Here is a 12,913-nt window from a genome sequence, read left to right as displayed (position 1 = left end):
TTGGGGCTCAGCCGTTCTCTTCAGACAGGGAAGCGAGGAGTTCCGCCTGGTATTCATGGGTCAGGGGGTCGATGACCTGATCCACCGCGCCGGTCATGATCTCATCCAGCTTGTATAGCGTGAGATTGATCCTGTGGTCCGTAACACGGTTCTGGGGAAAGTTGTATGTGCGAATCCGCTCGGACCGGTCGCCGCTGCCTACCTGCAGTTTGCGCGCGGCGGCCTGTTCACTGCTCTGTTTCTCCTGGATACTTGCGAGCAGTTTTGCCTGAAGCAGAGAAAGCGCACGGGCCTTGTTTTTGTGCTGGGAGCGTTCGTCCTGACACTCCACAACAATACCCGTTGGCATGTGGGTAATGCGCACAGCCGAGTCGGTCTTGTTTACGTGCTGGCCGCCGGCGCCGGAAGCGCGGTAGGTGTCGATGCGCAGGTCGTTGTTGTCGATATCGACCTCGTCGACCTCGTCAGCCTCCGGCATGATGGCAACGGTGCAGGCAGAGGTGTGAATGCGTCCCTGGGACTCGGTCTCCGGGACCCGCTGCACCCGGTGGGTGCCGGATTCGAACTTGAGCCGCGAATAGACGTTACGGCCGGTGATGCGGCTGACCACCTCCTTGTAGCCTCCCTGTTCGCCGGCGCTCTCGCTGATTGTCTCGGTCTGCCAGCCCTGGGTTTCGGCATAGCGCAGGTACATGCGATGAAGATCGCCCGCAAACAGTGCCGCTTCGGCACCGCCGGTGCCTGCGCGGACCTCCAGGAAGATGTTGCGCTCATCGTTGGGGTCGGCGGGGATCAGCAGCAACTGCAGTTGGGGCTCCAGTTCATCCTTCTGGTTTTCTGCCTCTCTCAGCTCTTCTTTCGCCAGGTCGGCCATCTCCGGGTCGGTGAGCATCTCGTTGGCGCTTTCTATATCATCCTCGATTCCGAGGTAGCGGTTATAGCACCCCACCACCGGCTCGAGCTGTGAATGCTCCTGGCTCAGACTGCGGAATTGATTTTGATTCCCCTGAACATCGGGGTCTGCCAGCAGGGCGGTAATCTCTTCGAAGCGTTCTGAAATGTGGTCCAGTTTACTGCGGATGGAATCCTTCATTTACTGCTGTCGCCATCTTTGATTTGGAACAGGGTGTTGGCCGCTTCCAGCAGTTCGATATGACCGTCGAAGCCAGCCTGCCTGATCTGGGTGCTTGGGGTGTGCAGCAGTTTGTTTGTGATGGTGTGGGCCAGGAACTGCAGGGCCTCTTCAGGTGATTTGCCGTTTGTCAGCTGCTTCATTGCCCTGTCGAGGGCCTCGTCACGCATGCATTCGGCCTGGCGACGGTAGTCCTGGATCATGCCGACTGCATCAAGGGAGCGAAGCCAGCCCATGAACTCTTCGGTGTGGAAGTCAATGATCTCCTGGGCCTGCTCCGCGGCCTCCAGGCGAGAGCGGAGGTTTTCATCGATGACCTCCTGCAGGTCGTCTACGGTATAGAGGTAGGCGTCATTCAGGTTGCCGACTTCGCTTTCGATATCCCTGGGTACCGCAATGTCCACCATGAACATCGGCTGGTGTTTGCGTTTTTTCAGGGCGCTCTCCACGGTGCCCTTGCCCAGTACCGGCAGGGGGCTGGCGGTGGAGGAGATGACGATATCGGCCTCTGCGAGATGGGAGGGTATTTCGGTCAGTGCGATGGCGTAGCCGTCGAACTGGTTGGCCAGGGTGTGGGCGCGCTCCAGTGTACGGTTGGCGACGATGATGCGGCCAATGCCGTGCTGGTGCAGGTGTCGGGCGGCCAGTTCAATGGTTTCGCCGGCACCGATGAGCAGTGCAGTCTGATTGGTCAGGTCGCTGAATATCTGTCTTGCAAGGCTTACCGCTGCAAAGGCTACCGAAACCGGGCTGTGCCCGATGGCGGTGTCCGTGCGTACCTGCTTGGCCACGGAAAAAGTGTGCTGAAACAGCCGGCCCAGGAGTTTTCCCGTGGTGGTCGCATCGCATGCGGTCTGAAAGGCGGACTTCACCTGGCCAAGAATCTGGGGCTCGCCCAGGACCATGGAGTCGAGTCCGCTGGCCACTCTCAGCAGGTGGCGAACGCTCTCCCTGTTCTCGTGGTCGTAGAGATAGGGCGAGACTGTTTCAGGCTCCACGCCGTGGAAGTCACTGAGCCACTGGCAGATCTCCTGGCGCCCACCTTGGTTGAGTGCGCAGTAGATCTCTGTGCGGTTGCAGGTGGAAAGAATTGTCGCCTCATCGACGCCCGGCCGCTCGGAGAGGCTGCGCAGGGCAGCCACGATGATATCGGGGCCGAAGGTGATTCGTTCCCGTATATCGAGAGGGGCAGTTTTATGGTTAAGGCCGAGCGTCAGGAGTGCCATATGTTTTGTTTTAGGATGTCTTGAACCCGAAATTTTGTATTATCAATTGCTTAAATTCAAGTTATGTGTTCAGAAGAGGTGCTGGTGCTTGTAGATTTTGTACAGGCTGAATGATCTGTTTGGTGGCTTTTGATGGGTTTAACAGGCTACTATCCTGCCTATGGGTCGTCTGGGTGATACTTGATTCTCAGCTCCAATGTAAAGCCATTTGATGGCATGCGCTCCCCCCGGAGCGTGTGCATTGCCGGGATTACCGGTGGGAAAGGGAGTAATGAAGCTGGTTTTGTCGAAAGCTACTGTATTGTTTCTGCTGCTGCTGGTTGGTTGTGCAGCTGTGCCTGAAAAAGATGTGACGGTTGAGGGTGCCCAGGAGGGAGAGGGGGCGGATACTGTTGTTCAACCCTTTGATCAGCCGCCGACGCCCGTAGATCAACTGGATTCAGAGATTGTCTTCAATGCCCTGGCTGGTGAGGTAGCCGCACAACGCCACGAGTTGAGCCTGGCATATGAGCATCTCCTGAAGGCGGCAGCCCTGTCGGGTGATGCAAAGGCTGCGGAGCGGGCAGCACGCCTTGCAATTTTCCTCAAACGCGACGATTTGGCTCTGGAGGCTGTTGGCCGGTGGGTCGAATTGGCGCCCAACGATTTGTCGGCACGCCAGCTGGGCGCCGCACTGGCCCTGCGCAGTGGTGAGCTGGAACAGGCTTACAGTCAGTTGAAGGCGGTTGTTGCGATCAGTGTTGCCAAGGGGCAGGGCGGTTTTCTCTACGCAATGGCGGCGGTGAGTCGGGAGAAAAACCACAAGGGTGCCGTTGGGCTGCTGGAGCGCCTTGCTGCCGACTATCCGGATGAACCCATGGGACTGTACGTGGTGTCACTCTCGGCCCTGATGGGTAAATCGTATGATTTGGCGCAGGAGAGAGCTTCTCAGCTAATCGAGCGACACCCCGGGTGGGTCAAAGGCTATGTGCTATTGAGCCGTATCCACGTTGCACTAAACGGCAACGATGCAGCCCGCGACCTGCTGGCGCGGGCCGTAGAGCAGTACCCGGAGGAGAAGCTTCTGCGTTCGGCTTACGGCCGGATACTCCTGGAGTTTGGGGAAAAAGAGCTGTCTTATCAGCAGTTTCAGCAGATCAGCAGGCAAACCCCGGACGATGGAGATGTGCTGTTCCCCCTCGGCGTGCTGGCGCTGGATATGGAGCGCTTCAGGGAAGCGCGGAGGCATTTCCAGCAGCTCCGCAAGCTGGAGCTGAGAATGGATGAGGCGGCCTACTACCTTGGTCGTATTGATGAGAGTCAGGGGAGAGCGGAAAAGGCGATTGAGTGGTATCGCAAGGTCCAGAAGGGCGATGTGTCTTATTACGCACAGGTGCGAATTGCAAAGCTCATGGCCGGCGATGGTCGGCTGGTGGAGGCCAGGGACTGGCTGAAAAATATGCGTATCCGCATACCGAATCAATCTGTCCGCCTGTACCTGGAAGAGGTTGAAGTTGTTCGCGAACACGGTTCATCGGCCCAGGTCATGTCTCTGTACGATGAAGCCTTGCGGGCACACTCTGATGACCAGGATATTCTCTACTCCCGCGCGCTCTATGCGGGGACTCTCGACAGAATCGATATTCTCGAACGCGATCTTCGCAAAGTACTTGCTGCCAATCCCGAAAATGCCAATGCTCTCAATGCCCTGGGTTACACGCTGGCGGATCAGACGACACGTTTCGATGAGGCATTGGAGCTCATTACCAGGGCATTGGAGCTGAAACCCGAGGCGCCGGCAATTATTGATAGCATGGGTTGGATCCAGTATCGCCTGGGCAATCTGGAGAAGGCCCTTGGTTATCTGAAAAAGGCGATGAGCATGCTTCCGGATTCGGAGTTTGCAGCCCACCTGGGTGAGGTGCTCTGGGTCATGGGAGAGCAGGCTGAGGCGAGAGCAGTGTGGAAGAAAGCACTGAAAGAGGAGCCCGAGAGCAAGCACATTCTCGAGACCATGCAGCGGCTTACCAAGTAATATTCGAATGTCATGACTCAAGCGCCACTGTCTACAGGCATGGGGCCGATCGGTGATACCTGGTGGCCTGCTCCAGCAAAACTCAACCTGTTGTTGCGGGTCGTCGGGCGTCGCCAGGATGGCTATCACCTGCTTCAAACCGTTTTCCAATTTCTCGATTTCGGCGACCGGCTTCGTTTTCGGCTGCGCGATGATGGCCAGGTTCGGCGCCTCGTCGAGTTGGCTGGCGTGCCAGAAGCCCGGGACCTGGTGGTGCGGGCTGCGCGTCTGCTTCAGGAAGAGGCGGGAATCACCCTTGGCGCTGATATCGAACTGGACAAGCGCCTGCCCATGGGGGGTGGCCTGGGAGGTGGGAGTTCAGATGCGGCTACGACCCTGGTTGTATTAAATAAGATATGGCGTGCAGGTCTGTCCACCGAGCACCTGGCGGAACTCGGCTTGACGCTGGGGGCTGATGTTCCGGTTTTCGTACGGGGGGTCTCAGCCTGGGGAGAGGGTGTAGGTGAGCACCTGACGCCCGTGGAACTCCCGGAGCCCTGGTTTCTGGTTTTGGTGCCTGGTTGCGAGGTGCCCACGGCTGATATTTTCGGCGATCCTGATTTGACACGGGACTCTCCCCGCATCACAATACGCGACTTCCTCGCTGGCAGGGTGGAAAATGATTGTATTCCAGTCGTTTGCCGCCGTTTCCCGGAAGTGGCCGAGGCGATGGATTGGCTTGCGCAACCGAGACTAACCGGCACTGGCGCCTGCGTGTTCGCGGTCTTTGCTTCAGAAGCGGATGCTTTGCGGGTGAAAGAGGCGGCTGCCGGGCGCTACCAGGCATTTGTGGCAAGGGGGGTAAATCACTCACCCCTGCTGAAGATGGTAGAGCAATAGCCTGGGCTGTGAAGGTTTATTGGGGCGTCGCCAAGCGGTAAGGCACTGGGTTTTGATCCCAGCATTCGTAGGTTCGAATCCTGCCGCCCCAGCCATATTTTGCTGTGATGTCAGCGCTGGATGATCAACTCATCCCCGGCGCTCCGGCGATACGATTTTCGCATGGAATGAGTGGGCATAATTACAGCTCCCCTCAGTCCCTGCTCCAATCAATGTTGAGCGAAGAGAGGGCTTAACGGTGCCAGCCAGCGGAATGATGGTTTTTTCGGGTAACGCCAATCCCGAACTCGTTTCCGAGATCACCGGGCGTTTGAACATTCGCCTGGGTAAGGCGATCGTGGGGCAGTTCAGTGACGGCGAGGTGATGGCCGAAGTGCAGGAGAGTGTGCGTGGGCGCGATGTGTACATCGTGCAGTCCACCACCCAGCCAACAAACGACCACTTGATGGAATTGCTGGTGCTGATCGACGCACTGCGTTGGGCATCGGCCGGGCGTATCACTGCCGTGATGCCCTATTTTGGTTATGCTCGCCAGGATCGCCGTCCTCGCTCGGCAAGGGTGCCGATCACGGCGCGGCTGGTTGCCAAGCAGATAGCGGCAGCAGGCGCGGACCGGGTAGTCACCGTGGATCTGCATGCAGATCAGATCCAGGGCTTTTTCGATATTCCGGTGGACAATATTTACGCCTTGCCCACCCTGCTGGCAGATGTGTGGCGGCAGGAGTACAACGACCTGATCGTCGTATCCCCGGATGTCGGCGGCGTGGTTCGGGCCAGGGCATTGGCGAAGCAGTTGGATGACGCAGGCCTTGCCATCATCGACAAGCGTCGTCCCGCGGCCAACGTGGCCCAGGTGATGAACATCATCGGTGATGTCGAAGGGCGCACTTGCGTGTTGGTCGATGACCTGGTCGACACTGCCGGTACCCTCTGCAAGGCCGCGGCGGCACTGAAGGATCATGGCGCTGAGCGGGTGGTGGCTTACTGTACTCACCCTGTGCTTTCAGGGCCGGCAGTGAGCAATATCACCGAGTCGAAGCTCGATGAGTTGGTGGTCTCCAACAGTATTGCGCTGAATGGGGCAGCCCGTGATTGCGGGAAGATCCGCCAGGTAAGTATCGCGGAGTTGTTGGCCGAGACCATGCGTCGGATCGCCAACGACGAATCGGTCAGTTCGCTTTTTCTGGACTGATAAGTGAATTCCAGCCTGAATCAGGTGATTTGGGCTTAACCATTGCCAGCACACTGGTCGCGGCGTGCTGGCGATTTTTTCAACAGTAATGATTTGGAGAAAATCATGAGTGACCTTTTTGAAATTGAAGCGCAGCCGCGTAGTGATGCAGGGAAGGGTGCGAGCCGCCGTCTGCGTCGTACCGGCCAGGTTCCAGGTATCCTATATGGTGCCCACCAGGACCCTGAAATGATCTCGGTAGGCCATAACGAGCTGATCCAGCACCTGGAGCACGAGGTCTTCTACTCTCATATCCTGAGCCTGAAGCTGGACGGCAAGGAGCAGCAGGTGATCCTGAAGGACCTGCAGCGCCATCCCGCCAAGCCTTTCGTTACCCACGTGGATTTTCTGCGTGTCAGTGCCGATGAGAAGATCAAGACCCACGTTCCGGTCCACTTCATCAACGAAGACACAGCCCCTGGTGTGAAGATGGGTGGTGCGGTTTCCCACCACATCACCGACCTGGAGGTGAGCTGTCTGCCCAAGGATCTGCCCGAGTTCATCGAGGTGGATATGGACGGCATGGAGATTGGCGACATCATCCTGATGTCCGGCGTTGCCCTGCCCGAAGGTGTCGAGCTGCCTGCACTGGCAAGTGGAGCACCCGAGCATGATCTGCCTGTCGTTTCCGTTCACGGTGCACACGCCGTCGAGGAAGAAGAGGAAATGGGCGCAGCAGAAGGCGAGGCTGAAGGCGAAGAGTAATTCTTGCCGAATAAAAACCGGGGATCGGGTGTTATTACCCGGTCCCCGGTTTTTTTATGCTTGTTTCTCCATGTACTCTGCGTTCGGCTTTTGATAGTTTGCGCATAAGTTGATGAATATTTGGAATCTTTATGAGTGCTAAGGACTCAACACCAATTCGCATGATCGTTGGGCTGGGAAATCCCGGCGCTCAGTACGAAGACACACGCCACAATGCCGGCTTCTGGTTCGTGGGCCTGGTGGCACGGCGTCACGGGGGCATGTTTAAAAGTGAAAGCAAGTTTCACGGGCAGACCTGTCGGGTGCGTATCGATGGTCAAGAGTGCTGGTTACTGAAGCCGTCTACCTTCATGAATCGAAGCGGCCAGGCCGTCTCTGCGCTGTCCAAGTACTTCAAGATCCCCATGGAGGAGATCCTGGTTGCCCATGATGAGCTTGATATTCCGGCTGGTGCGATCCGTCTCAAGAAGGGTGGTGGCCACGGTGGGCATAACGGTTTGAGGGATATCGTCAGTACCCTGGGGGGCAAGGACTTCTGGCGGTTACGTATCGGTATCGATCATCCCGGAAATTCCAGGCAGGTGGTGGACTATGTGCTCGGTCGCCCGTCGAGGGACGATGCCGATGCGATCGAGCAGGAGATTGCCAGGGCCGAAGCGTTACTGCCAAAAATCGTTGCCGGAGAGGTTCAGCGGGTGATGAACCTGTTGCACGCGGTGAGGTAGTGCCGGCTCCTCTGGTTGAGTTGGTTCGTTACAGTAGCGTTCTGCAACAAGCTCAACTGAAAGATCCACCCTGTCTTCCGCCAGGCTTGGAAAGGCATCCATTCCAAAATCCGAGCGCTGGATGCTTGTGACAGCCTTCATCCTGATCGATCCATCACTTTCAATGTGCTGGTCATGAAAGGCCCCAAGATCCACGTTGAATACTACAGGTCTTGTTATACCGCGAAGGGTCAGATCCCCCGCCAATAGGCCTTCATCTGGGTTGATTCGCTGCAGGCTTTTGCTGGCAAAGTACACATCCGGACAATTTTTCACATCAAAGAAGGTGCTGCTCTTCAGCAGACCCCTGACAAAAAATCCCCTGGTATGGAGACTTTCAGCCTCTATTCGTACGAGAGCGGGGCCGTCTCCGGTGTCGATGGAGGGTTGAAGTGAAATGCCGCCCTGGAAGGAGGTGAATTCTGCCTCGATAGGCCCGATGATGCTATCGATGACAAATCCGAAACTGGAGAAAGTTGGCTGAAGCCGGTAGAGGTGCCCGCTCTCTGCAGCGCCAAGCATCGTTGATACGAGGGTTTGATCGATAAGGCTGTTCTCTATGAATGGCGCGCAGGGTCTTGAAGATTCTGCAAACGACCCCCCAGTTGTCCCCAGGAGCGCTACAAAAAGCACGAATGCATTCATTAACTGCTTCTGCATGTCCATAGCTACTCTCTTCCATGTTGATTAGGGGTACCTACCGAATATCTGCAAGTAAAAAAGAGTGGTGACACCCCTCTTTAAATCAGTAGTTTTTAAAACCACAAAATTCTAATGGAAATATTTGACAATCTGCGATTTTATTGATAGGGCACGATTATGCGCTTTAAAGTACTATCTATCGTGTAGATTAATAATGAATTCTTGAAGAATAAAGACCCCGGGAGCCATTAATCAGGCTGCGGGGTTTTATTCTTCGAATGGGGGGCTTGCTCCCTGGTTGCGTGGCTTATCTGCCCTTAGATATGGTTGGCATAGCGTGCCGCAACCATCTGGATAGAGAGATCAACCTTATCCTCGGCCAGGTTGGGAAACGCATCCATGCCGAAGTCTGAGCGCTGGATAGTCGTAGTGGCCTTCATCCGGATCTGGTCTGCAGTATCGATTTCCATTGTATCGGCTTTGGCTAAATCGACATGAAAGGCGACAGGCCGGGTGACGCCGCGCAGGGTCAGTTCACCTTCAAGAATGCCCTTGGATGGGCTCTCCCAGTGGAGATGCTTGCTTACGAAAAAGACTTCCGGGTAATTATCCACATCGAAGAAATCATCACCCTTGAGCATCTGCCTGACCAGGAAACCGCTGGTTTTCAGGCTGCCGGTTTCGATGCGCACGAGGGCAGGGCCCTGGCCGCTTTTCTCATTTTCATTGAGAGAGATGCCACCCTGAAAATCGGTAAATTCAACTTCGACTCGTCCGGTCACGGTCTGAACGCCAAAGCCGAAGTTGGAGGGCTGGAGCAGGTAGAGTTCTCCATCTTCTGCCGCCTCGAGCATCAGGGAGACAAGATGCGGGTCAACTGCATTGCTCTGCTTGAAGGGGGCGCAGAGCTGTGGGCGGTTTTCCGCTCCAAGGGTAGAGAAACCCAGCAAAATTACCGCGAAAAAGATTCCTTTCGAAAACGACTTCCAGATATTCATGGTACTTCTCATGTATGTCAATACATTAGAAAATGCAAATAAGCTGTTATCGCGTAAGATAGTACTTTCCCTAATGCTTGTCAATCGTACTAATCGACTTATTGGTAGTACTGATATTCCTGAATGGGGCAGGGGGAATGGGTTTGGATGTGTTCCTTATCCTACCCTATTGATTTCCAAGCTAATATTTTGCGAGTTCTTGATTAATTCGAGGGTTCTTGCCACCAGAGTCCCCGGGGGTGTTGGAGTCGTTCAAAGCTGGGTATGGCGGGCACTGTGGCGAGGTATTCGGCAATTGCAACCATGTCCTCAGCAGTGAGTTTGCTGGTGCTGTCCCTCACGACTTCGGCCATTGAGCCTGTTATGGGTTGCATCTTGGGAGTCATGCCGCTCGCCAGGAAGGCGATTACTTGTGATTTTGTCCAGGATCCGATGCCATCACGCCTGTGGCTGCTGATATTGGGCACGTGTTCATTCTTTGCGCCATGGTAAGTGCCTGCAAGATGCCGGTGTCTCATGGGGTCGCCGGCTGAATAACGCGGGGTGTGGCACTCCCCGCAGTGAAGTACTGCCTCTACCAGGTAGGCCCCACGGTTCCACTCCGGTGACATCATCGGGTTCTCCCTCATTGTGCCGGGCTGGAAACTGTTCCTTTTCCAGAAACCGAGCAGATCGCGGTTTCTGGCCGGCCAACTGAGGATATGTTGGCGCTGTCCCTTCTTTACCGGGGGGAGAGAGTCCAGGTAAGCCTTGATGGAGAGCATGTCTTCCCGGTTCATTCGTGTGAACGAGGTGTAGGGAAAGGCGGGATAGTAGTGTTCGTTCTTGGGTGAAATACCGTGCTGCAGGGCGCGTAGGAAATCTTCGTTACTCCAGTTGCCGATGCCTGTTTCGGGATCAGGCGTGATATTGGGGGAGTAGAAGGTGCCGAAGCGGCTTTTCAGTTCCCTGTCACCGGAAAGCGGTTGTCCGTTATTCTCGGAGTCTGTATGGCAGGTGACACAGCCGGCGATCTTGGCGATGTATGCGCCATTCTGGACCTGGTCAGCTTTTTGATCTGCCTGGATTGCCAGGCTGAGCGCTGCGAAGCCGAAAAATACGCCAATCTTTCCCCAGTTTACTGCCATGTCTAACCCTGCAATTTCGAAAACCGTTGTGAGTAGTATTGAGCTACCTGCCTGTTGAAGGCAAATTTCATTGAACCGGTTATCTGGAGGCAATAAAAAAGCCCCGCATGTGCGGGGCTTTTTGGTTTTGCCAGGTGTTGATTACATCTCCCAGGCGACGGATACGCCGAAGGAATCCTGGTGCATCTTGATATCAAAAGGTGCGGCAGTGCCTCTGATTTCCTTTTCAAAGGCGTGCATATAGTGAGCAGACACTTCCATGCCGCTGTCCATCTTCCAGGTGGCACCCAGGGTCAGGTGGTTTTCAACCGTTGCAGGTGCCAATACGTTAAATTGAGTCTGTGATGAAGGAATCGGACTCTTGGCGTGATTGATGCCGGCCCGGAGTGTGAGGTCGTCACTGTAGTCGTAGGCAAGACCGAGCTTGTAGACGGTCTGATTCTTCCAGCCAAAACCGGCGCTATTATCTGCACCAAGGGGACCGCCTTCAGTTTCAAGGTTAGCGATAGATCGTACGTCGCCATAGTTGATGCGCATGACGTCGAATGCAACAGTCAGTTCGGGCGTGGCTGCGACGGCGATACCTAAGGCATAGTTCTCTGGAATATCAAAGTCACCCTGCTCAGCGAAGAGGCCGGCATAGCCTTCAAATTCTTCCATGCGGGTCTTGGACTGGTAAGTGGCACCCAGGGTCACGGTGTCGCTTATCTTGCCCTGCCAGCCCAGACGCAGTCCGTAACCAGTGGCCCAGTCTTTGCCTCTGTCGGTCATCAGTCCAGGGTTTGAGGACAGGCCGGCAAATTGGTCGATACCCTTGGCTGAGAAGCTCTGGGAGACTAGGTTGAGGCCCACGCCGAAGCTGTGGTCTTCGTTCATTTTCCATGAGAGGGTGGGTACGATATAGGCTTGCACCATATCAATACCAGAGTTTCGGCCAACCAAGCTAAACATGGGGCGATCGTAACTGGTATTCATACCGCCATTACCAAAGATGGAGACGCCGAGGGAGAGGTTGTCGTTGAGCATGCGGTTATAGCCGATCTCGGGAATTAGGAAGTTCTGCTTCTGGTTTCCATCAACGTCCACTCCAGGGTATGAAGGGTGGGTAGAGCTGCGGGTCGGGCGGAAGAGATCTGCGCCGACTTCAAGGCGATTACCCTGGTGAACCATGCCGGCTGGGTTGACTCCGCCTGCTAGGGCGTCCTGTGAGAATGCCACACCTGCACCGCCCATGCCCTTGGCCTTCTGGCCAACACCGTGCATGAAGTAACCGTTGGTTGCCCAGGCCGGGGATGCGGCGAGGATAGAGATGGCGACTGCCAGTAACTGCTTTTTAAAATTCATCTTTAGTCCTCCGTCCGGTGCCTTAATTCCCTTAAATCCCGGGCATGTGGTTTTTATGTTGCATTGATTAGTTAATGTTAATTCTTTATTTCGCTAATAATTGTACATATGTTATCCAGTGTCAATCAGGGTTTTCCGCTATATAAGATGGGTTAAATGTATGAAATGTCTAATATATCCGGGCATTTGTGACTGAATCCAGGGGTGTTCTGGCTCCAGGATTGTTGCATTTTATGGTCGTGGTATTTAAGCAACAATACTTCCGGATGCGTATGATTTCAATGTTGTTTTATTTAACCTGAAAAGTTGTTGACAGCCTGTTCTTACTGAAGCAGAATAGCGGGCTTTCTGGAGGGGTTCCCGAGTGGCCAAAGGGATCAGACTGTAAATCTGACGGTTCCGCCTTCGGAGGTTCGAATCCTCCCCCCTCCACCAGTTAAAGGCGCGACGCGATGGGCGTTCGCATGACCTGCGCGGGTGTAGTTCAATGGTAGAACTTCAGCCTTCCAAGCTGACTACGTGGGTTCGATTCCCATCACCCGCTCCAACTTTTAGATTGTATATCTAAAAGGTGTTGAAGAAGTTTTGCCCATGTAGCTCAGTTGGTAGAGCACACCCTTGGTAAGGGTGAGGTCAGCAGTTCAAATCTGCTCATGGGCTCCAAATATTAGGTGGCGTGCGGATCGGCGCACGAATTGGTCTTTATTATCATTTGTATATAAATTTTAAGAGTCGGAGATATTTCGATGTCCAAGGAAAAATTCGAGCGTACAAAGCCGCACGTTAACGTGGGCACCATTGGTCACGTTGACCACGGTAAGACCACGCTGACCGCTGCGATCACCACTCAC

General features: G+C 55.0%; 12 protein-coding genes and 4 tRNA genes. 10 read left to right on the top strand and 6 right to left on the bottom strand.

Annotation, left to right across the window (positions count from 1 at the left end; all coding sequences use genetic code 11):
* Positions 1 to 7: 7 nt before the first annotated feature.
* Both prfA and hemA read right to left on the bottom strand, forming a co-directional pair.
* Positions 8 to 1,093, bottom strand: coding sequence for a peptide chain release factor 1 (gene prfA / locus BOW53_RS00505; protein WP_078485575.1), 1,086 nt, complete (start codon positions 1,091 to 1,093; stop codon positions 8 to 10).
* Positions 1,090 to 2,358 (bottom strand): glutamyl-tRNA reductase, encoded by a 1,269-nt coding sequence (hemA, locus tag BOW53_RS00500; protein WP_078485574.1) that lies wholly within the window; start codon positions 2,356 to 2,358, stop codon positions 1,090 to 1,092. Before hemA ends, prfA begins: the two co-directional genes overlap by 4 nt.
* Positions 2,359 to 2,629: 271 nt before the next feature.
* Here hemA and BOW53_RS00495 point away from each other — a divergent pair, with 271 nt between their 5' ends.
* The 6 genes from BOW53_RS00495 to pth all read left to right on the top strand — a co-directional run bounded on the left by BOW53_RS00495 (position 2,630) and on the right by pth (position 7,912).
* Positions 2,630 to 4,372, top strand: a complete 1,743-nt coding sequence (locus BOW53_RS00495; protein ID WP_172838712.1) for a tetratricopeptide repeat protein — start codon at positions 2,630 to 2,632, stop codon at positions 4,370 to 4,372.
* A 12-nt stretch (positions 4,373 to 4,384) separates the two neighbouring features.
* Positions 4,385 to 5,251, top strand: coding sequence for a 4-(cytidine 5'-diphospho)-2-C-methyl-D-erythritol kinase (gene ispE, locus BOW53_RS00490; RefSeq protein WP_135606932.1), 867 nt, complete (start codon positions 4,385 to 4,387; stop codon positions 5,249 to 5,251).
* 20 nt (positions 5,252 to 5,271) lie between these two features.
* Positions 5,272 to 5,346 (top strand) — tRNA-Gln (locus tag BOW53_RS00485).
* A 143-nt stretch (positions 5,347 to 5,489) separates the two neighbouring features.
* Positions 5,490 to 6,443, top strand: a complete 954-nt coding sequence (locus BOW53_RS00480; protein WP_078485571.1) for a ribose-phosphate diphosphokinase — start codon at positions 5,490 to 5,492, stop codon at positions 6,441 to 6,443.
* A gap of 105 nt (positions 6,444 to 6,548) precedes the next feature.
* Positions 6,549 to 7,187 (top strand): 50S ribosomal protein L25/general stress protein Ctc, encoded by a 639-nt coding sequence (locus BOW53_RS00475; RefSeq protein ID WP_078485570.1) that lies wholly within the window; start codon positions 6,549 to 6,551, stop codon positions 7,185 to 7,187.
* Between the two features lie 131 nt (positions 7,188 to 7,318).
* Positions 7,319 to 7,912: an aminoacyl-tRNA hydrolase gene (gene pth, locus BOW53_RS00470; RefSeq protein WP_078485569.1), complete on the top strand. Its 594-nt coding sequence runs from the start codon at positions 7,319 to 7,321 to the stop codon at positions 7,910 to 7,912.
* On the opposite strand, the gene BOW53_RS00465 is transcribed toward pth, so the two are convergent.
* The 4 genes from BOW53_RS00465 to BOW53_RS00450 form a co-directional block, all read right to left on the bottom strand.
* A complete protein-coding gene (locus tag BOW53_RS00465) occupies positions 7,847 to 8,617 on the bottom strand; it encodes a YceI family protein (RefSeq protein ID WP_078485568.1) in 771 nt (256 codons plus the stop codon). The genes pth and BOW53_RS00465 overlap by 66 nt on opposite strands.
* Before the next feature lie 293 nt (positions 8,618 to 8,910).
* On the bottom strand, positions 8,911 to 9,591 hold the full coding sequence (locus tag BOW53_RS00460; RefSeq protein ID WP_172838710.1) for a YceI family protein: 681 nt from the start codon (positions 9,589 to 9,591) through the stop codon (positions 8,911 to 8,913).
* Between the two features lie 203 nt (positions 9,592 to 9,794).
* Complete coding sequence (locus BOW53_RS00455; RefSeq protein ID WP_078485566.1) at positions 9,795 to 10,718, bottom strand: cytochrome c; 924 nt, start codon at positions 10,716 to 10,718, stop codon at positions 9,795 to 9,797.
* Between the two features lie 141 nt (positions 10,719 to 10,859).
* Positions 10,860 to 12,062, bottom strand: a complete 1,203-nt coding sequence (locus BOW53_RS00450) for an OmpP1/FadL family transporter (protein ID WP_078485565.1) — start codon at positions 12,060 to 12,062, stop codon at positions 10,860 to 10,862.
* A 350-nt stretch (positions 12,063 to 12,412) separates the two neighbouring features.
* On the opposite strand from BOW53_RS00450, the gene BOW53_RS00445 reads away from it, so the two are divergent.
* The 4 genes from BOW53_RS00445 to BOW53_RS00430 form a co-directional block, all read left to right on the top strand.
* Positions 12,413 to 12,497, top strand: a tRNA-Tyr gene (locus BOW53_RS00445).
* Positions 12,498 to 12,535: 38 nt separating this feature from the next.
* Positions 12,536 to 12,609 (top strand) — tRNA-Gly (locus BOW53_RS00440).
* A 40-nt stretch (positions 12,610 to 12,649) separates the two neighbouring features.
* A tRNA-Thr gene (locus tag BOW53_RS00435) sits at positions 12,650 to 12,725 on the top strand.
* Between the two features lie 83 nt (positions 12,726 to 12,808).
* Positions 12,809 to 12,913 (top strand): GTP-binding protein (locus BOW53_RS00430; RefSeq protein ID WP_078485623.1); only part of this gene is annotated, 105 nt, incomplete at its 3' end.

Source organism: Solemya velesiana gill symbiont (genome assembly GCF_002020805.1).
In the GTDB taxonomy this organism is placed as follows: domain Bacteria; phylum Pseudomonadota; class Gammaproteobacteria; order Chromatiales; family Chromatiaceae; genus Sedimenticola_A.
Note: the sequence above shows the minus strand (reverse complement) of the source record. Positions and strands in the feature narration are given on the sequence as shown.